We start from the raw sequence: 24,941 nt of genomic DNA, 5'->3' as shown, positions 1-24,941 counted from the left end.
CCGCCGTCCGCTCCCAACCACCCATGTCCTACCGCCGTCGCAAAAACCGGGGTGTGCACAATGTGCACACCCCGGGCTTCGGACTGGGCCGTGTGATGTCTCGGGACATGGGTGACAATTCTGCATCAGGACATCGGTGACGGTTCGTGTGTCAGGACATCGGTGACAGTTGTGCGTTGTTTTGCGGTGAATCCGGGTGGCTTGCCGTTTCCGACTGCTTTGGTCCCGGCCGCTGGTCGGGGGTAGGAAGTGATGTGGGTGCCCTGGACATCGAAGAATTGGATCGTTTCGGCGTCCCAGCACGCGTGGATGCTCTGCCGGGCGTAGGGTTTGCCGATCATGTAGACCACGCTATTGATTGTGACTCTGCCGTTGGGGTACGCGATGCGGGTGGCCTGGCCGCTGCCCTGGTCGATTCCCTGCGGGAGGACTAGAGCAGGTTTCGGGTGTGGTGGTGCAGCGACCGGTGTGGCGTCCCATGCTTGCTGCGGGGTGATCCGCCCGGGCAGGCTCTGGTGCGGGCGGTGGGTGTTATAGAGCTCGTCGAACGCGTCGACCTGGTCCTGGAGCTGCTCAAGTGTCCCGGCGAGAGGTTGTTTGTCCAGGAACCGGAACAGGGTCTGATGGAAGCGTTCGTTCTTGCCCTGCGTGGTCGGTTTGTACGGTTTCCCGGTGATCGCCTCGATCCCCAGAGAGGTCGCGTACGTGACGAGCCGGCCTTGCCGGCCTTGCCGCGAAGGGTTCAACGCGGCCCCGTTATCCGTGAGCAGTTTCTGCGGCACCCCACGGGCGGTAATGCCCTTCTGCACGACCGCGATCGCGGCCTCAGACGTTTCCCCGGTGGCGACATGGGAGGCGACAGCGACACGGGAATGGTCATCGATGAGCTGGAAGATCACGCATTTACGGCCACCGGTAAGGACGTACTCGGTCGCGTCCAGCTGCCACAGACAGTTTGGGGCAGGGTAAACGAACCGGCGATACGCGGCCCGGGGCCTCTTCCGGGGCTCCAACCTCGCGACACCGGTCTGACGGAAGATCCTGGCCAGCGACGGAACCGACGGCACTGGTTCCAGGCCCATGGCCTTCATCTTCTCGAACACGCTGATCGGTCCATGGTCCAGGCCCGAGCGCTCCAACGCCGCCCGCACCTGGCAGGCCTGCCCCTTGACCTCATCACTGATCCTGGACGGGCTCGTGCGCGGCCGGCGGGACCGCGGTTCCAACGCCGCAGCCGGGCCCTCAGTCCGGGCCCTGCCCAGTAACACATAAAACGTCTTACGAGAGATGCCATGCTCGGCACAGAACGAGGTCACAGCACCACGGGGCGCGTCATCCGGCCACCCCGAGATGGCTAACCGGACACGAGGATCAACAGGTTCAACTCCACTCATCCACCGATCAAAACGGCAGAAGTGTCACCACCAAGAACCCTGATAGTGCCACCGGTGTCCTGACGCAGAACTGTGAACGATGTCCTGAGACATCACACTTCGGATTCGGTTGTGTGATGTCTCGGGACATGGGTGACAATTCTGCATCAGGACATCGGTGACGGTTCGTGTGTCAGGACATCGGTGACAGTTGTGCGTTGTTTTGCGGTGAATCCGTGGGGACTGGATCCGCAAAGGCACCCCTGTGTCTGATCGGGGACTCCGGAACCGGTAAATCCCACCTGCTAATCGGCCTCGGCACCGCCGCGGCAGAGAAGGGTTACCGGGTCAAATACACCCTGGCCACCAGGCTCGTAAACGAGCTTGTGGAGGCTGCGGATGAGAAAGTCCTAGCCAAGACTATCGCCCGCTACGGCCGCGTCGACCTGCTCTGCATCGATGAGCTCGGCTATATGGAGCTGGACCGGCACGGCGCCGAACTCCTCTTCCAGGTCCTCACCGAAAGGGAAGAGAAAAACTCCATCGCCATCGCTTCCAACGAATCGTTCTCCGGCTGGACCAAGACCTTCACCGACGCGCGCCTCTGCGCCGCCATAGTCGATCGGCTGACCTTCAATGGTGCCATCATCGAAACCGGCACCGACTCCTACCGCCTCGCCCACACCCTCGCCCAACAAACCGCAGGTTAGCCGGGCGGTCTTGGTTCGCCATCCGGGACGGCTACTTGGCCCGCGTTCACGGCGGCCTCGCAGCCGTTGGTCAACCATGGCACAGGGATTTGGGCTTCAGCAGAGATGGGTGCGTTTCTCAACATTTGCAAGGCTGGCGGGACAGTCGACTGAGAGGGCCTGTGGCCCCGATAGTGACCGGCCGTCTCAGCGTCTGTTGTCGTCAGGAGCTTAGGGCGCTGCGTTCGCCACTGATGTGCGTACGGAAGTCCAGGTAATTATGGTGCCGGCGGGGGAACCGGGATAGTCCTTCAGCAGGACGTTCCGTTCCCCGATCAGCAGCCCGGTGGCCGGATCGATAATGGTCCCCTGCCGGGATCCTCCATCCGGGGACGCGATGCCGATGGCTACGCCGGTCCTGCCGTCAATTGTCCTGCTTGTCTGCGACGGTGACGCCTGGGATGAGCGCGGCGGCCTTATATAAGGCGCCGCGCAGGTCAGCGGGGATGACTCCGGTGCGAAGGGCCGCCGTAATCGTGCCCAGGGCTTTTATTTCCGGGGACTTCCCATCCCGACGGACCCGCCATACCAACCTGGGGCTAGTTCACGAGTCAAGCGTACGTGTCAACGTGCACTGAGCGAGGGCGTTTTCAGTGAGCTCTTCCAGGGTGCGGGCTATAACATCAAGCGCACGGGGCGAACCTTCAACCCGGCACATGGCTATGCTGCCCTCCACCGATGTCACGATCAGCAGCGCGAGTGCCTCTGCAGTGTCGGCAGGCGTCCCGTGCTCGCGCAAACTCCCACTCAGCAGCTCACACCAGTGCACAAAAGCATCCCTGGTCGCAGACACGGCTTCCTCCGCCCGGGGCTCGGTCACGGCAACGGACAGAACCGGACATCCGGCTTCGAAGTCGCTGTCAATCAGGATCTGACGCCACACGGCCAGGAATTCGCGCAGACCTGCCACCGGGCCCTGCTCAAGTGACCGACCCAACCAGGACCTCAACTGATCGTCGGCGAAGCGCACTGCCTCAAGGGCAAGCTGGCGCTTTCCGCCAGGAAAGTAGTGGTACGTCGAACCCAGCGGAGTGCCCGAGTGGCGGGCCAGATCCCGCATGCTCGCAGCAGGCAAACCGCCCCTACTCATCAAGTCCACCGCTCCTGCCAGCATCCTGGTCCGCGGATCCTCGCTCATTCCGGCCTCCCGTGTGCCCATCGGATTGATCGGAGTACCAACCTTACCCTAGGGTTATAACGGTCGTCATATGACGAACGTTATAACGAAGGAGAGCCATGACCGTCATCACGGTTACAGCAGACGCCGAGACCCCAACGGACTGCCGCGCATGACCGTCGCCAACAACACCGCGGAAGTAGCCGCGGATGTTCCCTCGGAGAAGGCGGCCGCCGGCATGACGCGTCCGGGCGCCCTCGCCGAGTCCGGCAGCCCGACGGTGCGCCCGCCAGCTGCCGCGCACCTGACTGACGAGCAGGTGGCAGAGCTGGGCCGCGAACTCGACGCGGTACGTGACGGGATCCTGGCACAACGCGGTGCCAGCGACGCCGCGTATATCCGCCGGATGATCAAGATCCAGCGCGGCTTGGAAATAACCGGCCGTGCAACTCTCCTGGTCAGCAAGAACAAGGCTGCTTGGGTCACCGGCACCGCCATGCTCAGTGCAGCCAAGATACTGGCGAACATGGAGCTGGGCCACAATATCCTGCACGGCCAGTGGGACTGGATGCGGGATCCTGATATCCATTCCACTACTTGGGAATGGGACTTCGTTACCCCGGCACGGTCCTGGCAGCACACCCACAACGATCTGCACCACCGGTGGACCAACGTTGTGGGTAAGGACCGCGACGTCGGATACAACCTGCTGCGCATGGACCCGGACCAGGAGTGGAAGCCCTTCAACTTGGGAAACCCGCTCTATAACGCTTTACTGGCGCCGGTTTTCGAATGGGGTATCGCGATCTACGACTTGGAGCTCCCTGAATATCAGGAAGGCCTCAAATCACAGGAAGCCATGAAGAGGGACCTTAAGGCGCTGGGGCGCAAGGCCATCAAACAGTTCGCCAAGGACTACGCTGCTACCCCGGCGGTGGCCATGCTCACAGGGTCGGGGAAACAGGCGTTGTTCGGAACCCTGACCGCGAACGTGGTCCGCAACCTGTGGGCCCACGCCGTGATTTTTTGCGGGCACTTTCCCGAAGGCACGGACACCTTTACCGAGGAAATGGCAGAAGGCGAAACGCGCGGGGACTGGTACATCCGCCAAATGATTGGATCTGCCAACATTTCAGGGTCACGGTTCATGCATCTGATGACAGGGAACCTCTCACTCCAGATCGAGCACCACCTCTTCCCGGATCTGCCCTCCAACCGGTACGCGGAAGCCGCTCCGCAGGTCCGGGAAATTTGCCGGCGCTACGGTCTGAAATACACCACCGGTCCGCTGCTGAAACAGGTCGGTTCCGCCTGGGCCAAGGTCTTCAAATTGGCTCTGCCACCCAGGAAAGCCAGCACTTAAGCTTCAGTGAAGGCCCCAAGCGAAGCGAAATGCCGGTGGAATGGCCTGTCCTGAAGCGAGCACGCTCCCGGGTGAGGGCTGGACCCTGAGAAGACCGCCGGAACCCCGTGCGGCCTGAAGATTGACGAACCGACCCTAGGATCAAAAATGAGCATCACCCTGCCCCGCCGGTCTCCCTCACGAACCACTGGTGCAACCCTGTACTCCGAAATCCTCGGCAAGGTCAAGGATGAAGGCCTACTGGCAAAGAATCCCGCCTTCTACATCAAGCGGTTTGTCATCATCTCACTGGGTGCTGCGGCTATGTGGGCGCTGGTCGTAACGATTGCAGCGACCGGACTCTCGTGGGCCATAGCGATTCCTGCAACGGTTCTGCTTGGAGTCGCCGCAGCCCAGTACGGATTCATTGCCCACGAGACTTCACATCGTCAAGTGTTCCTCTCCAACAAGCGCAACGACTTCTACGGGAAGATTACAGCCAATCTGTTTGCCGGCCTGTCGTACGGATTCTGGATGAAGAAGCACAATCAGCACCACCGGACCCCTAACCAAATTCACAAAGACCCTGACATTCACATTCGAGTGCTCGCCTTCCGGACTGAGGACATGGAGGCCAAGCCAGCGCCGGAGCGGATCATCACCAAGAACCAAGGTTGGCTATTCCCGATTCTTCTCACACTCACAAGCTTCGACCTGCTGCTCGATTCATTCGCCGCTATCTTCAGCAAGGGCAAGAACGGGAAGCCCCTGAAGGGCCGGTTTGGAGAGTTCACCATGATGGTGTTTCGGCAGGGAGTTCCGATTGCAGCCCTAATGCTTTTGTTCGGGCCGATCTTTGGAGGCATCCTATGGATGGCCTTCATGTTGACCTTCGGCCTCTTCATGGGAGGTGCCTTCGCTCCCAATCACAAAGGTATGCCCCTCATTCCAGAGGACTCTAAGATCAGCTTCTTTGAGCGTCAGGTACTGACCTCCCGCAACATCCGCCCCTCATGGCTAAAAGACAACCTGATGGGCGGGTTGAACTATCAAGTCGAGCACCACCTGTTTCCCTCGATGCCACGGCCCTCTCTTGCCCGTGCGCGGGAGATCGTCATTGAGTTCTGCAAGGAAAAGAACATTCCCTACACCGAAAAGGGGCTGTTCCAGTCATATGGTCTGGTAATCAGCTACCTGAACAAGGTCGGCCTGTCCTCCAACACGGACCCGTTCGTCTGCCCGATGGTCGCACAGCTACGCCCTCGCAGCTAGCAAAATTCTCCAGCACGTGGTTCTGCAGGCCGTCGTTGCGGACGAGTGCCTGCCGGTCCTGGAAGTAGGCGGACGCCGGGTGCCTGCAAGTAGCAAGACTTTACGCAGGCGTGCTCGTGAATGCACAGGTCGGGTAGGGGCGGTGGCATGGGCCAGCGCTCCGGTTAGGACGGGACCTGGAATTACATTCGGCACAAATCAGCCTGGGTCGGCTGGCCTTGGATCAGACCGTCTTAGTGGTCCTGAATCAGGTTGACATACCCATCCTTCCGTGCGTCTCTGGTTTTCGCGTCGTTGCCTGTTCATGGTTACCTTCGGCGTCTACTGCATGATGCGGTGGAGGTTTTTGGCGCGGCGTCCGGAATTGAGGTTTCCGCCTGGCTGGTCTTTCATCTTCCTTCATGGCCAACCTGCTGGATGACTGCATGACGGAACGGTGATTCACTGACACCGCCTCGGTGACCCAAACCCACACGTGGCTCCCGCCGTCGCCGGGTGCCGGGAACAAGCCGGAAGTGTCAGGTTGAAATTCAGGGCCTTCGGAAGGGTGAGTCGGCAATAAGGAACAGGGACACTAATCTGAGGGCTTTTGAGTGGCAGCCTGACGTCAGGTTGGGGTGTACTCCAGCGGTTTCGAACAACCGGTAATGCGAGTCCCTCCCTGGCAGGTTCTACTGCTGGCTGGCTTGGGACTCAGGGGCTTGTTCAAGAAGGCAGGTCTTGACGTGCCGTGGCCTTTTGTGGTGACGCACGCCCTGAGATGCGATTATTTGCGAGGCCGCTCCGGGCGGAGTGCTGCGGCCAGAAGCTGTACGACGTGTAGACCGCAAGCCGGCAAGGTCTTTGATTTGGGTGCGGCAGGAATCCGTCCAGCTAGCTGCCCGGACGTCGCGGGACTGGAATGGCTCGGCCGCCGGCGTACGACCCTGCCACGTGACTCAATGGTCGTACCGATTCCGGGCGACAAGATCTGATCGGGGCGGCAGAACGGCTTCCACCCCACGTCGGTCGCGTTCTTCAGTGCGTCATTGCGTGGCCCGGGCCCGGACCCGGAACAGTTTCTCGGTGTCGTCGGGTTGGCCAATTGGTGGTGACAAGTGGCGAGTGCATCCTCCGGCTGCTCGGGGCGGAACATGGTGTGGATGATGCTACTCGGCGGAGGGTCGTTGCCGTTGCCTTTTGGTGGCCGCCCGTTGTTGCTTCGCGGCCAGGCGCCGGCGGTTGGACCGCGGGTGGGCTTGGTCGCGCGGCGGCCGGCAGCTTCGGGAGCAAGGCCCTCTGCCAGGAGCTTGGCGAGCTTGGCGAGGGCGATCTCGCGGTTGCGTAGCTGGGAGCGGCTCTCGGAGGCGGTCACAGTGATCACCCCGGCGGTGATTCGCCGGCCGAGACGCGTGAGTAGCATCGCGCGCTGGCCGTCGGAGATGGCCGCGGAGCCGGTGACGTTCCAGGAGAGTTCGACGCGGCTGTCCGAGGTGTTGACATGCTGACCGCCTGGCCCCGAGGAACGCGAGAACCGCCAGCCGAGTTCCGACATTGGAATCCTGAGCGTGGGCGACACCTCGAGATCCATGAGAACAGCCTTGCACAATATTGGCTGGATCGAAGCTCTGTCACCACTCAACCACTAACTAACCGATAGCGGATGCGCTGAATCGGAGGTGCCATTTGCTCTGTGTAGCCGACGGACGCCATGTCGTTGAGGGCGGCCGGTGGTTGCGTTGAGAACGTCCTCTTGCGAGCCGCTTCTTGCCTCTGTGCGGCTGAGCGGGGCGGCGAACCTAAATGCACGGGAGTCGGATCTGGAACAGCTGAGCGCGTTGCGCGAGCCGGCGGTGAGGTGTCACAAACGTTGCGAATAGTTGATGATCCGGGTGATCATCGGACACCTCACCGCAGGAATTGGGGCAGTTGAACTGCCGGTTTAGAGGGATCGCTGTTCGGGGCCGTTGTAGGCGCTCAGTGGGCGGATCAGGGAGTTGGCTGCTGCCTGTTCCATGATGTGTGCGGTCCAGCCCGTGATGCGGCTTGCGACGAAGATGGGTGTGAACGTGGGGGTGTCGAAGCCCATGAGGTGGTAGGTGGGCCCGGCCGGGTAGTCAAGGTTGGGCTTGATGGCTTTGGCCTCGTCCATGGCCGATTCGAGCCCGTTGTACAGGCCGAGGAGTTCGGGCCGGCCGTAGTGGGCGATCATCTTGTCCAGGGCGGCCTTCATCGTGGGGACCCGGGAGTCACCGTTCTTGTAGACGCGGTGCCCGAAGCCCATGATCTTCTTCTTTTGGGCCAGGGCATCGTCCATCCACGCTTTGGCGCGGGTCGCGGCTTCCTCCAGGGATTCTTCGGAGCGGATGCCGATTTCGTCGAAGGTGTGCATGACGGCTTCGTTGGCGCCGCCGTGCAGCGGGCCCTTGAGGGCTCCGATGGCTGCGGTGACGGCCGAGTGCAGGTCCGAGAGGGTGGAGGTGACGACCCGGGCGGTGAATGTCGAGGCGTTGAAGGAGTGCTCTGCGTACAGGATCATCGAGACATTGAAGGCCTCGATGACCTCGTCTACGGGTTCTTCGCCGAAGGTCATCCAGAGGAAGTTCGCGGAGTAGCCGAGGTCGGTCCGGGGTTCCACGATGTCCTGGCCGTGGCGGCGGCGCTGGTCGTAGGCCACCACGGCGGGCATGGCCGCCCAGAGGTCGATGGCCTTTTTCATGTTGGCTTCGGGCGAGGAGTGCTCCGCCAACGGGTGCCGTGCTCCCAGTACCGAGGCGGCGGTGCGGCAGATGTCCATGGGGTGGGCGTCTGTGGGCAGGGCGTCGATGATGGCCTTGAGTGCCGGGTCGAGGGCGCGGCCTGCCTTTTCGCGGGCGGTGAAGCCGGCCAGCTGCTCCTGGGTGGGCAGTTCGCCGTTCCACAGCAGGTAGGCGACCTCTTCGAAGCTGCATTTCGCAGCGAGTTCCTGTACCGGGTATCCGCGGTAGAGCAGCGAGTTGGTTTCGGCGTTGACCTTGGAGACGGCGGTGTAGTCCACCACGACGCCGGCGAGGCCCTTTTTGATGTCTGTGTCAGTCATGCTGAACTCCTTCGTTGCAGTTCTTGTCTTAGTGGATGTCGGAGATCTGGAAGTTGAAGACGCCGGAATCGAATTTGTTGTAGGCCTCGTAGTCCACGAGGTCATAGAGGCGGGCGCGGGTGAGCATCTCGGGCACGCGCACCTGTTGGGTTCCCAGGCTCCTGAGTGTGTCCAGGACCCGTTCGGCGGCGCCCATGGCACTTCGGAGCAGGGTGACGGGGTAGATGACCATGTTCACGCCGACATTTTGGAGCTGGGCGGTGGTGAAGAGGTCGCTTTTGCCGAATTCGGTCATGTTGGCCAGGATCGGCACGTCGACGGCGTCCCGGATGGCCCGGAACTCGTGCAGGTCCCGCATGGCCTCGGGGAAGATCGCGTCTGCTCCGGCGTCCACCAGGGCTTTGGCCCGGTCTTTGGCGGCGTTGAGTCCGTCGGTGGCGCGGATGTCGGTGCGGGCCATGATGAGGAAGTTCGGGTCCCGGCGTGCGTCGGCCGCGGCCCTGATGCGTTTGGTGGCGGTGTCGAGGTCTACGACGTTTTTGCCGTCGAGGTGGCCGCAGCGTTTGGGGTTGAACTGGTCTTCGATGTGGCAGCCGGCGAGGCCTGCGTTTTCGAGTTCCTGCACGGTGCGGGCGACGTTCATGGGTTCGCCGAAGCCTGTGTCGGCATCCACCAGGCAGGGCAGGTCGGTCATGCGGGCGATCTGCCCGGCCCTTGTGGCGACTTCGGTGAGGGTGGTGAGGCCGATGTCGGGCAGGCCGAGGTCGTTGGCCAGGACGGCGCCGGAGATGTACACCCCGGCGAAGCCTTTCTCCTCTATCAGCCGGGCGGAGAGCGGGTTGAACGCGCCGGGGAACTGTTGAATGGTCCCGGAAGCGAGGATCTCCCGTAGCTTCACGCGCTTCTGTTCCGGCGTGGTGGTCGAATACAGCATTTAGAACAGTCCCTTCGGGGCTGCCGAGAGGTCGATCACGCCGGGGGCGGCTGCGATGTTGAGCTGGTCCAGTTCTCCTGCGGCCAGTTCGGGGAGGCGTTCGACGGCGGCGAGGAACCTTTCGATTTCGTCCTCCGTCACCAGGTCTTTGGCGAGGGTGCGGAACTTGTTGATGTACTGCTGGCGGGCGAAGGGCCGGGCGCCGAGGGGGTGGGCGTCGGCAACGGCGATCTCGTCGAGGATGCGTGTCCCGTCGGTGAGGGTGATTTCCACTGAGCCGCCGAAGGCCTTCTCACTGATGTCCAGGGAGTGGTAGCGACGGGTCCACTCCGGGTCCTCCACCGTGGAGACCTTCTGCCACAGCTCCACCGTATCGGGGCGGGCGGCGCGTTCGGGGGCGTAGGAGTCCACATGGTGCCAGGCCCCGTCCTGCAGCGCGACCGTGAAGATGTACGGGATGGAGTGGTCCAGGGTCTCCCGGGAGGCGGTGGGGGAGTACTTCTGGGGATCGTTGGCGCCGGAGCCGATCACGTAATGGGTGTGGTGGCTGGTCCGGATCAACACTGAGGCCACGTTGTCCGGGTTCTTCAGTTCCGGGTATTCGCCGTGGAGCTTGCGGGCGAGGTCGATCCAGGCCTGGGCCTGGTATTCGGCCGAGTGTTCCTTGGTGTAGGTGTCCAGGATGGCGCGCTTGGCCTCGCCTGGTGTGGGCAGCGGAACCTCGTAGGAGGCGTCCGGGCCGTCCAGCATCCAGGCGATGACGCCGTCCTCGCCCTCGTAGATCGGCACGGGGGAGGTCTGTCCGCGCATGGACCTGTCGACCGCCTCCACCGCCATCTTGCCGGCGAAGGCCGGGGCGTGGGCCTTCCAGGTGGAGATCTCGCCCTTGCGGGACTGCCGGGTGGCGGTGGTGGTGTGCAGGGCCTGGCCCACGGACTGGAAGATGGTTTCGACGTCCAGGCCCAGCAGCGTGCCGATGCCAGCCGCGGCGGAGGGGCCGAGGTGGGCGACGTGGTCGATCTTGTGCTTGTGCAGGCAGATCGCCTTCACGAGGTTCACCTGGATCTCGTAACCGGTGGCGATGCCGCGGATCAGATCCTTGCCGCTGGAACCCACGTGCTGGGCCACGGCGAGGATCGGCGGGACATTGTCACCGGGGTGGGAGTAGTCCGCCGCGAGGAACGTGTCGTGGTAGTCCAGTTCGCGGACGGCCACGCCGTTGGCCCACGCAGCCCACTCGGGGGAGACACGGTCCGTAATGCCGAAGACGCCGGCGCCCTTGCCGTTGGTAGTCGGTGCGTGCGTCAATGCCTGGGCACGGGCCGCGACGATCGGGGCACGATTGAGCGAGGCGACTGCCACCGATGCGTTGTCGATGATCCGGTTGATCACCATCTCGGTCACCTCCGGTGTAACCTCAACCGGGTCAGCGGCGACCACTGCAATCTTGTGCGCCAACTGGTCCTCGCGGGGCAGGTTTTCCTCGCTCTTATACACACGTACTGAATGGTTGACAGTCATGAGGCTGTCCTCTCGGTCTGGTGCTGGGTTGATTTCAGGTGGTTAAGGCTTTGATTCAAGTGGACGGTTGTACATGCCGCTGCCAGCTGGGCATCACCGGCCGCAATTGCCCCGGCTATGTTGGCGTGCTCCATCGCTGAGGCAAGGAGGCGTTCAGGATTGTCCTTGGCGAGGCGGCGTATGCGCACCAAATGTACTCGCAGGCTTTTCAACGACTGGAGCAGGTAGGAATTGTCCATCGACTGGTCGATCGCGTCATCCAGTCGCTGCACCAGGGAGTAGTAGTTGCCTTTGGCTGCCTCGTCACCGTTGACGAGTACAGCAGCCGAGGAAAACTCCTTCTGCAACTGGGAAAAGACCAGAGGATTACCTCGGCGGGCTGCGAGGGAGGCAGCCTTGCATTCAAGTGCCTCACGGAGCTCGAACAGCTCATCGGCGTGGTCGAGCGACAATTCTGTTACGACCACGCCGCGCCCGCTGTGGGGTGCTGTCAGTCCTTCCGCGGCAAGGCGTCCCAGCGCCTCCCGGAGAGGGGTCCTCGACACGCCCAGCCTCTCGGACTGCTCGACCTCAGCAAGGACCGTCCCAGGTGGCAGGCGCCACTCGAGAATATCCTCAAGCAAGGTTAAGTAAGCGCGTTCACTCGCACGCAAGGTTGTTCCTTCCGCTCCGGACTATGATCATCAACACTCAGTGTATACAAGAAAGGAAAAAAGCCAAACGAAAACACGTGGGAATGGCGGATTAGTCTCAGCTCTGTATACAGCGTACTCCCACCAAGCCGCAAGAGGGGCTAGGCGGTGGCCTCGGGACGGATAGCCCGATACAGAGCGTGTGGCTGGATCTTGGACGGACGGGCCAGTCGCCTGCCGTCAATATCACCGCAGTTCCACGTTGTATACACCCCCCGCGATATTGTCGAGAGTTATAGAGCATTCGAGCGTCTTGTGTATACACTGCTGGTCATGGGTCTCCGCTGCGGCTCTTAGAGGCCGAACCGAGGAGGACAAAGGCCAGGAGAACCCGGCCAATGGGTAAGCCTGGAGGCTGTCAATCGAGCAGAGTCAGAACAGTGGGCAGGACTGTGCGGATGTCGGGACCGAGGGAGACGCACGTCCTGGCATTGGCCCTATGGTGTTTCCAGGCTGGCTAGTTCTTTGAAGAAAAATGAATCGATTCCTGGCGCGCCGGGCAGTGGATTGCTGCCCAAGCCGGATGGTGGATGAAAGAGAGTAACAAGTGACACGTATTGGCATCGTGGCCGAGTTGGGTCACGAGACGAGGGTGGCGGCAACGCCCACCACTGTCAGGCAGTTGTTGGGTTTGGGCTACGAGGTTGTGGTCGAGAAGGGTGCGGGGGAATCTTCGTCCTTCCGTGACGACGACTATGCATCGGCCGGCGCCCTGATTGTGGGCGCCGATGAGGCGTGGGGCAGTGACGTGGTGCTCCGGATCAATCCGCCCACCGAAGATGAGATCGGCCGGCTGGCCGAGGGGGCAACCCTGATCGGGACGCTGAGCCCGGGTCTGCGGCCGGAGCTGGTGGAGGCTTTGGCAGCGCGGCCGATTACCGCGTTGGCGTTGGATGCGGTGCCGCGGATCTCGCGGGCGCAGTCGATGGACGTGCTCAGTTCGATGGCGAACATCGCCGGGTACCGTGCCGTCATTGAGGCCGCCCACGAATTCGGCAGGTTTTTCACCGGTCAGGTGACAGCGGCGGGCAAGGTGCCGCCAGCGAAGGTCCTGGTCGCCGGGGCCGGTGTCGCCGGTCTGGCGGCAATCGGCGCGGCGAGCAGCCTCGGCGCGATCGTCCGGGCGACGGATCCCCGGCCGGAGGTCGCTGACCAGGTCAAGTCCATCGGGGGGACCTACCTGAAGGTCGAAGTGGAGGAGGAGATGAAGTCCTCCGACGGGTATGCCAAAGCCACATCCGAGGCCTATAACCGCCGTGCCGCGGAGATCTACACCGAACAGGCCCGCGAAGTGGACATCATCATCACCACCGCACTCATCCCTGGCAGGCCCGCGCCGAAGCTGCTCACGGCCGAGGATGTCGCCCTGATGAAATCCGGCAGTGTGATTGTGGACATGGCTGCCGGCCAAGGCGGAAACGTCGAAGGTTCAGTCGCCGGAGAACGCGTGGTGACCGATAACGGCGTGGTGATCCTTGGGTACACAGATCTGCCGGCCCGTCTGCCCGCCCAGGCATCGCAGCTATACGGAACGAATTTGCTGAACCTGCTCAAACTCCTCACCCCAGAGAAGGACGGGATGCTGAGCATTGACTTCGACGACGTGGTCCAGCGCTCGGTTACTGTTGTCCGGGACGGGGAAAAGACCTGGCCCCCGCCCCGGGTTCAGGTCTCAGCCGCACCGGCCGCACAAACAGTCGCGGCCACTTCACAAGGCGGGAAAGTCGAAAAGAAGGCGGGCATCAGTGCTGCCGGCAAGGCGGCACTCATAGCTGCGGGGATCGCAGTCCTCTTTGGTATCAACACGGTCGCTCCGGCCCCGTTGCCCCAGCATTTCACCGTGCTGATGCTCTCGGTCGTGGTCGGTTTCTACGTCATCGGGAAAGTCCACCACGCCCTGCACACCCCGCTGATGTCGGTGACGAACGCGATCTCAGGGATCATCGTCGTCGGTGCGTTGCTGCAGGTAACCTCCGAGAACCCGGTCATGCAGGTCCTCGCCGCCGTCGCGGTCCTGCTGGCCAGCATCAATATCTTTGGTGGCTTCGCCGTCACCCGGCGCATGCTCGCGATGTTCTCCCGCGGAAATAAGGCACGTGCATGAGCGCCGCCGCCGAAACAGCAGCAGCAGTCCTATCGAGGAGCTTCACCGTGTCCGACACCGTCGCCGGTCCTTTGACCGCAGAATCCATCGCCGGCGCAGCGTACATCGTCGCGGCCCTGCTTTTCATCCTCAGCCTCGCCGGCCTGAGCAAGCACGAGAAAGCCAAGGCCGGGGTCATCTACGGCATCGCCGGCATGATCATCGCGCTGGCCGCAACCATCTGGCTGACTCTCCAGGACGCCTGGGGCACAACCCACGCCCTCACCGGCCTGGGCCTGCTCGTTGCAGCGGTTCTGGTCGGCGGTGCGATAGGGCTCTGGCGCGCCCGCGTAGTGGAAATGACCGGCATGCCCGAGCTGATCGCGCTGCTGCACAGCTTCGTGGGCCTCGCCGCTGTGCTCGTGGGCTGGAACGGCCACCTCGAAGCCCCCGCCCTGACCGGGGCCTTGAACGACATCCACCACGCCGAGGTCTTCATCGGCGTGTTCATCGGCGCCGTGACTTTCACGGGCTCCATCGTGGCGTTCCTGAAACTCTCCGCCAGGATGAAGTCCTCGCCGCTGATGCTGCCCGGTAAGAACGCCATCAACCTCTGTGCCCTCGCCGCCTTCGTCGCCCTGACCGTTTGGTATGTCAACGATTCGCAGCTCTGGCTCCTCGTCGTCGTCACCGTCCTCGCCCTCGGGCTGGGCTGGCACCTCGTGGCCTCCATTGGCGGCGGCGACATGCCCGTCGTCGTGTCCATGCTCAACAGCTACTCCGGCTGGGCAGCGGCCGCCGCGGGCTTCCTGCTCAACAACGACCTTCTCATCATCACCGGCGCCTTGGTCGGCTCCTCCGGCGCCTACCTTTCCTACATCATGTGCAAAGCCATGAACCGGTCCTTCGTCTCCGTGATCGCCGGTGGGTTCGGCATCGCCGCACCCACCACAGCTGACGCCGACCACGGCGAGCACCGGGAAATCACGGCCGAGGCAACAGCGGAGATGCTGACCAACGCCTCCACCGTCGTCATCACCCCCGGCTACGGCATGGCCGTCGCCCAGGCCCAGTACCCTGTGGCCGAACTGGCCCACCAGCTGCGCGAGCGCGGCGTGGACGTCCGGTTCGGCATCCACCCCGTCGCCGGACGCTTGCCGGGGCACATGAACGTCCTCCTCGCCGAGGCCAAAGTCCCGTATGACATCGTCCTGGAAATGGACGAAATCAACGACGACCTGGACGGAACGTCCGTGGTCCTCGTCATCGGGGCCAACGACACCGTCAATCCGGCGGCGGCCGAAGACCCGGGGAGCCCCATCGCCGGTATGCCCGTACTCCGCGTCTGGGAAGCAGATAACGTCGTGGTGTTCAAACGCTCAATGGCCGCCGGCTACGCCGGCGTTCAAAACCCCTTGTTTTTCCGCGACAACTCCCAAATGCTCTTCGGCGACGCCAAACAACGCGTCGAAGACATCCTCAAAGCCTTCTAACGCCATCCACCTCAGACCTTAGCTACAAGGATGAGAGGTCATCATGTCCAAAGATCAGTCTCCTAGTGGTGACAGTCATCAGAATGATGTAAAAGCACCCTTACTAGAGCTGGCCGGAAGCAGAAGGGATCGGGTTCCGGATCCGGCCTTCGATATTGACGCATTCGATGCATCCCCCTGGATTGGGCTTCACTACCGGTATGAGTCACTGCTTCATTACAGGCACGAACTATTGGAGCGCATCGGTGAGCAGGCCGGCCCGCTGGGGCGCGGTTGAGGCGATGACACCGGATTCCACCGGTCGTCCGAGCGTCCGGGAAAGCGCCCATTGGTGGACCACGCCGGCCGCTCCAGGCCCACGGGTCCGGGCGGAAGCCTATCCGCCAGACCGTCCCGGAGGCAGGAAGGATGGTGAGTTCTTTCGATTCCATGCCCTAGCCGGCGGCCGCGAAAGCCAGCGCCGCGGCGAGGACCTGCTGTGCAGCCTCACCAACGTGGCTTTCCCGCAGCAGCCGCGCCGGCGCAACGTCATCCTGTTGCGGGACCATGCCTTGGAACCACGCTTCGACCACCGACGGGAATCACGCTCGGCCAGCAGGCTCCGCCAGGTGGTAGGCGTGCCCGAGCCGGATCGTGACTTCGGTCGACGGTATCCGTTCACCCTCGGCCAGCAGGCTCCGCCAGGTGGTAGGCGTGCCCGAGCCGGATCGTGACTTCGGTCGACGGTATCCGTTCACCCTCGGCCCTCTGGCGGACACCACCGGTTTCGTTAACCGAGCCGATTGTCAATGGCCAGTAGTTTCTGCCCACCGGGCGAGCTCTAATGATCGTTGCAACGCCCCCGATAAATCGGGAGTTGCAAGACCCTGGAATCACCATCAGGAAATGGCTCTTTCACGGCGGAGAAATCTCCTTGCGCCGCGAAGTGGGTTCGCCCTGCCGAGGCACCTCGGAAGCGCCGGCAGGAATCCCATACCGCGGCGCAAAGACAGGATTATCTTTCTGCCGTGGCACGGCTGGGAACCGTTGCCGAGGCGGCGAAGGAGCTTGGACTCAATAGAAGCACGTGCCAGAAGTGGGCCAATGCTGCCGGGATCCGGCGCAAGCGCCAGTATTCGCAGGCTGACAAGGACCAGTTCTGCGCTGTTCTGGATCGGACCGGGAACATCGTGGACGCGGCCAGAGAACTTGGACTGAATACCAGCACGGCGAACACATGGGCAGGCCGAATCAATCCGGTGCCCAGCAAAGTACGGACGAATCGAACCGCGAACGCCGGGCCCGTTCAGCGCTACTCGCCGGCGGTGATCGAGGAGTTTCTAGGCGTGCTGCGGGATGTTGGCAGCGTCACCGTGGCCGCCAGGCAGCTCGGCCTGAACCGTTCCACCTGCTCTAACTGGGCCGCTGATGCCGGTCTTGTCTCCACTAAACCGCGACGTCCATCTGGGAAACAGCTTCGCTACCTGCGCCTGCGCCAAGAGGTCGTGAGCCGCAGAGACGCAGCCGTGGCGGTCGGGGCCAGCAAACAAAGCTCCTACCTTTGGGACAGGCAACTAGCCATCGCCGACAGCGGCACGACCGCTGCAAGCATCGGTGCTCCAGTTCTGCCGTATAAACAGGAGGTGACAACGACATTTACGCAACCTCCCGCCCCCGCAGCGGCGCCGGAACTGACGGCGGTCGCGGCAGCGGAGCCTTCACCCGTGCCGGTGGCGTTGGGCGGTCTGGAACAGCCCATCGGCAGCCGTTATCTGTCCCTGCCCGAGCGCGAGAGAATCGCGGATCAGCTCGCTAAGGCGCGTCAATCCGGGCCATTGCGCGGGACCTGGGCAGGAACCAGGGGTCGATCAGCAGGGAGATCAAACGCAACAGCCACCCGGTGCGGCCCTACAGCGCCCATTAGGCCGCGACCGCCGCCCGGGCACGGCCCAAGGACAGTAAGCTTGCAGAACCCGGGAAACTGCGTGAGTAGACCGGATGAGCGCCTGAGCAGCCAGCAGAACAATTGGCCCTTTAAAGCAGGGGCGTGGGCGTCGGGTTCAGGCACTGTGGGCTCCTGCGACGCGAAGTACGATTCGGTCATGCCCGAGAGCTGAAGACCGGCTGCGGCACCAACCCCAGGCCAGCATGGATGTCAAGACTTCGGTTTTCCCGACCCTAACTTACCGCTCACTTCTGGGTCGGCCTTTGGAAGGGGCACCGTCTTCCCGCGGGCAACTTTCTAACGTGGTGGGTATGACGAGTGGTGGCCTCTCCCACCGCTCCCTCGCTTCGTTCGAGCGCATCCGCCGGGTTCGTTCCCGTGGATGGCCTGTAGGTGATTGTCGACAGCGTCGGCGGCCTGGGGTGAAGGGGTCCGCTGGTTCGATGGTGCTGCCGCGGTTGACGAATTCAGCGTTGATTGAAGTGGTAGCTGTCACGTTCGGGAGCAACTGCCGTTGGACTGCTGCCAACATGGACGGCATGCCTTTGGCAGTTCTCTAGTATCCGATGGCAGCGATAAGACGGCACTATCTGTCTAAGCAGGCAGTGGCGAACGCCACACGGATGGAATCCGCCGGGGCCACGAGCTCTTAGGCAAACCCCATATGTCGGGGGCGGTCGAGGCAACAGTCCAGGATATCACCCCGGCCCGAGACAATTGACGTACTCATCAAGAAGGCACTGGTATGGACATTTCAAATCAAATGACGACCCAAAGGGCGCCACAGGCAGAGCCACATCTGACCGGCAAAATGGGATCGCTTGAACTCTTCTTCAGCGTGATGGCCTACAACGCCCCTATGGTGGTCGTGATTGGAATCATCCCTATCATGGTTGCGACCGGCAGCGGTCTGGGGACCCCCATCTCGTTCGTCGTGGCGGGCCTCATCCTCGGGTGCTTCGCCGTGGGCTTCACCCGTATGTCCAAGATCATGCCGAAACCAGGCGGCTTCTACTCCATGATCACGGCAGGACTCGGACCAGAAGTCGGTCTAGGGTCTGGGCTTATAGCGTTGCTCGGATACTTCTGTGTCTATGCGGGCACCCTCCCGTTCGGCGGTATTGTTCTGGGTGAACTGGTACACAACACCATGGGTGGCCCCGATCTCCCGTGGTGGGTCTGGGGATCCCTATTCTGGGCCGGAGCCGCAGTCTTGGGCTATTTCAACATCGAACTTTCCGCCAAGTTCCTGACAATTTTCCTCTTTCTAGAGATCATCGTCATCGTCGCCTACGACTTCGTTGTCTTCGTCAATGGCGGAGCCAACCATTCCGGGATCTCGCTGGCCCCCATTCTCCCGACTCACTGGTTTGACGGTTCCTTCAGCTCCGGGCTGCTCCTGGCCCTGGGCATGTACGGTGGCTTTGAGGTTACTGTGCTGTTCCGCGAAGAGGTCCGGAATCCGAATCGGGTCATTCCGCGTGTAACGTTTGCGGTCATCGCGGTTGCGATGACCATCTATGCCGTGTCGTCGCTCGGGTTTATCAACGCTCTCGGCATCGATAAAGCGGTAGAACTCGCCGCTGCCGACCCCACCGGATCCATGACCGGCACGCTGGTGAACTTCGGAGGCACGGTGCTCTCCGACGTGGCCACGATCTTGGTCAACACCAGTACTTTTGCTGTTATTTTGGCCGGGCACAACATCACTGCCCGCTACTTGTTCAATCTCAGTGCAGACAAAATCTTTCCACGAAGGCTTAGCACCGTACACCGCCGGCACGGATCGCCTTATTTGGCATCAGTGGCAACGAGCGGTGCGGGCCTGGTCCTCAACCTCATCGTCGCTGTCGTCGGGTTGGGTGCCATCGAGGTGTACGCGGCAATGCTCGGCATCACGAGCTTCGTTATCCTGGCCGTTATTTTTGTGGCTAGCATCGCTGTCCCGCTCTACCTGCGGCGGCACGGCATGGGTCACACGGTATGGAGTAGGATCCTATTCCCGATTCTGGGAATCGCTGGGCTGGGAGCAGGGCTGATTCTGGCCGCCATGGACTTCACGGCACTCGTTGGAGGATCGTCAGTGCTCGCCGCCGCTCTGATGACACTGATCGTGGGTCTGTTTGTTGCAGGTATCGTGATGGCCGCCGTTTACCGCAAGGCCAAGCCGGAAACGTACAGTAGCATCGGCCGGCAGTGACGGAACCACGGATGACGTAGCCCTTCGCCGCTATGAGTGCGCCCGGGGGAGTTGATTAGATCCCAAGTGGCCGGCCGCAGGTGGCTGGCCACTTGGGATCCTCTGTCGCACGGCACTTTGGCAGTTCGCCAACAACGCGGGCAGCCACAACGGAGGACGCAGTCAGACCCCATGCCGGTCATGGGCAAGCGCCGATCCCCGTGATTCCGTTATGGCGGGAACGCGCTGGGCCTTGTGACTGTCTGATGCCGTCTGTTCGGCAAGGTTCGGGTCATGTCCTCATCAATGAGATGTCTGAAGGAGGCTGCAGCGCTATGACATTTTGTGAGCCCAGACCTCGACTTGCTCCTCACATCACAGCTCGGCCGACGTCGCGCGTCAGATTCCGGTTGAAACGCGGAGCGTCGTTACAGTGGATATCACAGCGCCGCGTGGTCGAGAGGAATTCCCAACGCTCAAAAGGACCGTCACACTCCGGTCGGGTGGAGCTCAAAATCCTTATTAAGAGTGCAATACGGATTGGTGAGAGGATGCCGGAGCATCTGCGAGCCGATTAGAACCACTCGTCACTCTGGCCGAGGCCCCCGGGCGGGGTTCCGGTTTTTAGCCTGGGGCCGCAGGACGCCTGGAAGGGCGTAGGAATGGCAGGAGGCGCCCGCTGCCATGTAGGCGAAGCGGTTTGCGTGTGCCTCCGCCTGCCTTCCCCGATGCCTGCGGCATGGTCACAGGCCACGCAGGCGGCCTCAGCGAGGAACCGGAAACCGTCATGAAAACGGTGGGCCTGACGCACCAGGCGCTCGTGCCCGACGCAAACTGCGGGGTGAGTCCCACAGCTCTTTGCGGTGCATGCCTAAGCGAAGCTGCTGATGTGCGAATAACGCTTGGTGCAGCGAGCCGCGGCGCGTCGTCCGCTCCAACGGCGTTACTGGCGCGGGCCTGTGGATTCCCTGTGAAGCAGGTACGCGGTGGCTACAGGTAGTGGGGGCATTGTGTATTCCTCGGCCAGGTTGAGGGCCAAATGCGCTGATTGCTTGCCTGGGTTTTCCATGTCTATCTCGACGCTGGAAATAGGGGGCACGAAGCGCGCGGACAGCGCTGAGTTGTCATGCCCGATTACGGAGAGGTCTCCAGGGACGTTGAAGCCTGACCGAACTGCTCCCGCGATGACGTCGGCAGCGACGTCATCGTTGTATGCGACAACGGCGTAACCTCGTCGGCGATCCATTGCGCTGCAGCTGAAGCGTTGGAGCGGTCCCGGTAGTCGACCTTCCGAACAACTAGCAAGGGGATTCGTGCTTCTGCGCAGACCTTTGTGACGACATCAAGCCTGGCTTGAACGAGGGAAGCCAGCCGTGGATCAGGCGGGCAGGCAAAGCCGATCCGCGGATGGCCCAGGTCAAGCAGATGTTCGATTTGCAGCCTGGGACCGGATTCGAGACATCGAATGCCGACGCGGCATCGTCACCGCCGGACGAGAGTTCAGAAACATGTGCTGTCAGCGCATGTGCCCGTCTATTGCGCAGATCGCGAGAAGGTCGAGAGGTGGAACCCCGCCCGGGGACGGGCGGGGTTCGACGAAGTCTGTAGGGCGGCAACAGACTCAGGCAGCCCCAGGCTCAGAGCGCTTCTCCCAGGCCATGGGCGATGGCCATGGCGGCCTTCACCAACATTCCCCCGAACTTGTCTTGCAACTCAGCAGACATTCGATGAATCGGGGTTGAGATGCCTATCCCAGCGACCCCTACCCCGGCGACAACGATGGGCGCTGCAATACCGTGGACGCCTTCTTGCCACTGCTGGTCGTTCACTGCGTATCCGCGCACCCGTGCTTGATGAATGGCAGCGGCAAGAGTATCAACATCCGTGATGGTAAATGGTGTGTAGGCGGTCAATCCCCGGAGCAGGACTCCTTGGACCTCGTTGTCAGACCGCGTCGAGAGAAGGGCTTGCCCGTGGGCGGAGGCCAACAGTGGAATCGACATACCCGGAGAGACGTGCGCGCGCACCGCTTGAGGGCTGTCGAGTGTCTCAAGGACAAAGACAGAGTCCCCCTTAACCGTCGCGAGATGTATGGTCTCTCGGGTCTCCTGCCGAAGTTGCTCCATCACCGGCAGCGCTATCGTGCGGAGATCATTGCCAGCTTGGTATCGCTGTCCCAACTGGAACATCTTCGGCGTCAGCGTCCAGCGTGTCACTTGGCCGTGGACCTCGGCGGCCCAACCTCCCTCCTGAAGCGTGCGGAGCATCCGCTGTACGGACGACTTCGGGAGCTCCAAGTCCCTGGCCAGCTGCGATACGCCCACCAGACCGGGCTCGGTAAGCCGCTCCAGCACCCGCATTGCCGTCAACACGCTTCTCACGCCGTCACTGGCCACCCGATTCCTCCCAATTTGCCGACACCCTAGGTTATCTCGCCAGCTTACTGCGTCCCGTAGTACCAGCCGGGACGTCGAACTCCACCTGCACGGACGCCGCTGAATCGAGCTGTGATTCCACTATGGGATTTATCAGCCACGACGCTTTGCCGAGTCGGGTTACTCGTATTCGACCCGGCCGCGGGGGTCAACGGAATCTCTCTGGGAACACTGCCCCGCCGTGAGCGAGGGCTCAGGATGTTCAGGACCGCCCAGTGGGGGAAGCGGTCGGGCTGAGGATTTGCCTGCCCGACGGTGCCCGGGGTAAGCGAGCTCAGCATGAAAACAACCAACGAGATAGCCCTCATCAGGGGAATTCCCATTACTAACTGGCGAGTGACCATTGCCAGCATGATCTCTCCGTCACGTCAAAAGCAATGCAAGCAGCTCTCGCAGCCAGGCGATCGCGTGCTTGTGCCTATGTCCTGGGTGATGTGCCCCGGCCCTAGTGAGGGCCGGGGCCGTGAATCAGCCCTTGGGCTTCCGAGATGACACAGCAAAGTTTCCCATCGGTTTAGGAGTACCGACATAGATACGTTTTGAGAACACAAATTGGGGAGTGTTCACGATGGGCATGCACCAGGACCTTGGGGTCGTGGTCTCGTTGAACGGCTTCGCGTTCTTTCGAAATCCGATTCAGTGAGAGCAAGCGACCGCAGATTTCGGAGGCGGGAATGAGGGCGGAGCCGCCATCACCCTTGTAGGTGGGCCACTGAAGCCGGGTGTGGAATCCGCCGGCTTATGACCGTTGACGGATCCAACTACCGTTCCCGCGGCTTGGCCCGAGTACTGACCGGGGCCTAGACCTCAGGAGCCGAACACCGGGCCTGTTGCCCACACTTCATCGAGCACGACAATCACCACAGGCCACAGCTCGCTCAAAGCCGCCTCAGTCAGTCGCGTCAATAACCACTGGGCCCGATTGGAAGCGGCCAGCATGCACAGATCTAAGCGTCCACGGCTGCCCAACTGAACACCATATCGGGCAGGTGACGAAGGAAAGCGTCGGCCTGAAGGATAGCGCTGACCAATTGTCCACAGGCAACATCGCCGATGGTCTTAATGGCGTTGACGATAGAGGCGCCCCCGGACATCTTCGGCGCCAGGACGGGCTGCATGCGCCTGAAATAGCTGGAAGGCGAAGGTGCCTGCTCAATTGCGGCATCGCCATCGGCTAGCGACTGAACGCGGTGCTCGTATCACTCGCGTGCTGATGTGACGCAGCCTTCTGTAACGGGTTTACAGGATCAAACCTGCTTTATCAGCAATTGGTCCGGTTTTAGCGATGGAGGGTGGTGTTGTACGGCCTTGCCAGGCAGCGAACACGAACAGAATGCCGCCGAGGATGAACATGCCAGAAACAGCGGCCGTGCTGTCGGTCCCGGAAGACACTATAAGTGCCAGGGCCAGCACCGGACCGAACCCGGCGGTAATTGCGCCGCTGGATTCCTTGGCCACGCCTACTCCAGTCACACGGGTTTTGGTCGCAAATTGGCGCGCCATGAAGGGGCTCGCCGCTACGGAGAGAAGTGGCGCAAGAAGGCCCGTCCCGAGAATCAAGGCGATCCAGATGTACAGCGAGACTCCTGTGTTGAGTAGCCAGAAGAAAGGGAACGCGTACAGGATGACCATAAGGCCGCCGAACGCCAGGACTCTCTGAACAGGGACCTTGTCGCAGAGTCGGCCGCAAATAGGTGTCCACAAAATTGCGGTCGCGCTGGCCAAAGTTATGCCGAAGCTACTGACGGCACCACCTACGTCTTTGAACTCAGCAAGGTAAGAAATAGAGAACGTCTTCCACAGAGTCGCGATGAGTGCGTAGCCGGCGTAAGTGGCAAACACGATGACCAGGCCTCTCCAGTCGGACCTGAATAGGTCGGCCAGAACGCGGAACCAGCTTCTCCGGGTTTCGGCCACTGGCATGGCCTCGAAATCGGGAGTTTCCGGCATTTTCCGGCGAATAACAAATCCCACAATGGCAACGAGAAAGCTTAATACGAAGGGGATGCGCCAACCCCATGAGTAGAAAAAGTCGTCACCGATAAGGGCCAACCCTGCCACCGCGAGCGAGGCGAAGAAGACACCCAAGTTGACTCCCAGCGTCGGGAGCGAGCCGAACCGCCCGCGCTTGCCTTCCGCGGCATGTTCGTAGGAGACCGTTATCGCAGCGCTGAACTCTGCGCCTGCGCCCACACCTTGCAAGATGCGAAGCAGGACTAGCAGGATTGGCGCTGCCACGCCGATCGAGTCGTACGAAGGAATCAATCCCATCAGTCCCGTGGATCCGCCCATCAGGATAAGACTCCAGGACAACACCATTTTGCGTCCGAACTTATCTCCCATAATTCCGAACACCAGCCCCGCAAGTGGCCGGGCTAGGAACCCGACGCCGAACGTCGCAAGGGCGGCCATTGCGCTTGCAGTCGAGTCCGATGATGGGAAGAACGTGGGGCCAATGACTAGTCCGGCCATCGCCGAGTACAGAAAGAAATCGAAATATTCGAGAGCGGTGCCCACGACAACTGCGGGTCCGACACGACGATGGGCGGCCTTAGTTGCTTGCGTATGAGCCGCACTAGGCGGCGTTGGATAACTCACTGGATAACCTCCGATTAGCCCGGGTGGTCGGTAGGCCCCACCCGCTTGCCAGATTGGCACAATGTTCCGTTAGACGGCACACCCATGATGACCGTCACAAACATGGCCTGTCAATGGTCGAGCGCCCCTACGAGTGAAATCGAGAAAAAGCGCCGCTGAACTCGCTCGTCT

16 protein-coding genes and 2 pseudogenes are annotated in these 24,941 nt (G+C 61.7%); 8 read left to right on the top strand and 10 right to left on the bottom strand.

Features of this window, described 5'->3' with window-relative positions:
- Nucleotides 1-125 precede the first annotated feature (125 nt).
- Nucleotides 126-1,316 (bottom strand): integrase core domain-containing protein, encoded by a 1,191-nt coding sequence (locus J7I85_RS03845; protein WP_214846817.1) that lies wholly within the window; start codon nt 1,314-1,316, stop codon nt 126-128.
- 295 nt (nt 1,317-1,611) lie between these two features.
- Between J7I85_RS03845 and J7I85_RS03840 the strand changes: the two are divergent.
- Nucleotides 1,612-2,083 (top strand): annotated as a pseudogene (locus tag J7I85_RS03840) (ATP-binding protein); the annotation flags it as partial.
- A 583-nt stretch (nt 2,084-2,666) separates the two neighbouring features.
- On the opposite strand, the gene J7I85_RS03835 reads toward J7I85_RS03840, so the two are convergent.
- Nucleotides 2,667-3,260, bottom strand: a complete 594-nt coding sequence (locus J7I85_RS03835; RefSeq protein ID WP_214846810.1) for a TetR/AcrR family transcriptional regulator — start codon at nt 3,258-3,260, stop codon at nt 2,667-2,669.
- A gap of 217 nt (nt 3,261-3,477) precedes the next feature.
- Between J7I85_RS03835 and J7I85_RS03830 the strand changes: the two genes are divergently transcribed.
- Nucleotides 3,478-4,602 (top strand): acyl-CoA desaturase, encoded by a 1,125-nt coding sequence (locus tag J7I85_RS03830; protein ID WP_251023916.1) that lies wholly within the window; start codon nt 3,478-3,480, stop codon nt 4,600-4,602.
- A gap of 147 nt (nt 4,603-4,749) precedes the next feature.
- Nucleotides 4,750-5,853 (top strand): acyl-CoA desaturase, encoded by a 1,104-nt coding sequence (locus J7I85_RS03825; protein ID WP_214846809.1) that lies wholly within the window; start codon nt 4,750-4,752, stop codon nt 5,851-5,853.
- A 1,148-nt stretch (nt 5,854-7,001) separates the two neighbouring features.
- On the opposite strand, the pseudogene arfB reads toward J7I85_RS03825, so the two are convergent.
- The 5 genes and pseudogenes from arfB to J7I85_RS03800 form a co-directional block, all read right to left on the bottom strand.
- A pseudogene (gene arfB, locus J7I85_RS03820) lies at nt 7,002-7,423 on the bottom strand (alternative ribosome rescue aminoacyl-tRNA hydrolase ArfB).
- 351 nt (nt 7,424-7,774) lie between these two features.
- The gene (locus J7I85_RS03815) at nt 7,775-8,911 is read right to left on the bottom strand and encodes a bifunctional 2-methylcitrate synthase/citrate synthase (protein WP_214846806.1); all 1,137 of its coding nucleotides are present in this window, start codon (nt 8,909-8,911) and stop codon (nt 7,775-7,777) included.
- 28 nt (nt 8,912-8,939) lie between these two features.
- The gene (prpB, locus tag J7I85_RS03810; protein ID WP_214846804.1) at nt 8,940-9,845 is read right to left on the bottom strand and encodes a methylisocitrate lyase; all 906 of its coding nucleotides are present in this window, start codon (nt 9,843-9,845) and stop codon (nt 8,940-8,942) included.
- Nucleotides 9,846-11,366 (bottom strand): MmgE/PrpD family protein, encoded by a 1,521-nt coding sequence (locus tag J7I85_RS03805; RefSeq protein WP_214846802.1) that lies wholly within the window; start codon nt 11,364-11,366, stop codon nt 9,846-9,848.
- Nucleotides 11,363-12,019: a GntR family transcriptional regulator gene (locus tag J7I85_RS03800; protein ID WP_214846800.1), complete on the bottom strand. Its 657-nt coding sequence runs from the start codon at nt 12,017-12,019 to the stop codon at nt 11,363-11,365. The genes J7I85_RS03805 and J7I85_RS03800 overlap by 4 nt, the downstream gene beginning before the upstream one ends.
- 586 nt (nt 12,020-12,605) lie before the next feature.
- Between J7I85_RS03800 and J7I85_RS03795 the strand changes: the two genes are divergently transcribed.
- The 5 genes from J7I85_RS03795 (at nt 12,606) to J7I85_RS03775 (ending at nt 19,758) form a co-directional block, all read left to right on the top strand.
- Nucleotides 12,606-14,162, top strand: coding sequence for a Re/Si-specific NAD(P)(+) transhydrogenase subunit alpha (locus J7I85_RS03795; protein WP_214846798.1), 1,557 nt, complete (start codon nt 12,606-12,608; stop codon nt 14,160-14,162).
- Nucleotides 14,159-15,634, top strand: a complete 1,476-nt coding sequence (pntB, locus tag J7I85_RS03790) for a Re/Si-specific NAD(P)(+) transhydrogenase subunit beta (RefSeq protein WP_251023907.1) — start codon at nt 14,159-14,161, stop codon at nt 15,632-15,634. Before J7I85_RS03795 ends, pntB begins: the two co-directional genes overlap by 4 nt.
- Nucleotides 15,635-15,677: 43 nt before the next feature.
- Nucleotides 15,678-15,911, top strand: coding sequence for a hypothetical protein (locus tag J7I85_RS03785; RefSeq protein ID WP_214846795.1), 234 nt, complete (start codon nt 15,678-15,680; stop codon nt 15,909-15,911).
- Between the two features lie 1,527 nt (nt 15,912-17,438).
- Entirely contained in the window at nt 17,439-17,537 is a 99-nt protein-coding gene (locus tag J7I85_RS25880) for a helix-turn-helix domain-containing protein (RefSeq protein WP_214847001.1), read from the top strand.
- Nucleotides 17,538-18,303: 766 nt separating this feature from the next.
- Nucleotides 18,304-19,758: an APC family permease gene (locus tag J7I85_RS03775; protein ID WP_214846793.1), complete on the top strand. Its 1,455-nt coding sequence runs from the start codon at nt 18,304-18,306 to the stop codon at nt 19,756-19,758.
- A 922-nt stretch (nt 19,759-20,680) separates the two neighbouring features.
- Here J7I85_RS03775 and J7I85_RS03770 read toward each other — a convergent pair.
- The 3 genes from J7I85_RS03770 to J7I85_RS03760 form a co-directional block, all read right to left on the bottom strand.
- Entirely contained in the window at nt 20,681-20,983 is a 303-nt protein-coding gene (locus J7I85_RS03770; protein WP_214846791.1) for a substrate-binding domain-containing protein, read from the bottom strand.
- A gap of 391 nt (nt 20,984-21,374) precedes the next feature.
- Entirely contained in the window at nt 21,375-22,133 is a 759-nt protein-coding gene (locus tag J7I85_RS03765; RefSeq protein ID WP_214846789.1) for an IclR family transcriptional regulator, read from the bottom strand.
- 1,278 nt (nt 22,134-23,411) lie between these two features.
- The gene (locus J7I85_RS03760; RefSeq protein WP_214846787.1) at nt 23,412-24,689 is read right to left on the bottom strand and encodes an MFS transporter; all 1,278 of its coding nucleotides are present in this window, start codon (nt 24,687-24,689) and stop codon (nt 23,412-23,414) included.
- Nucleotides 24,690-24,941 lie beyond the last annotated feature (252 nt).

This window comes from Arthrobacter sp. ISL-65 (assembly GCF_018613795.1).
Lineage (GTDB): Bacteria > Actinomycetota > Actinomycetes > Actinomycetales > Micrococcaceae > Arthrobacter.
The sequence above is the reverse complement of the archived record's forward strand: the minus strand, read 5'-3'. Positions and strand labels throughout refer to the sequence as shown.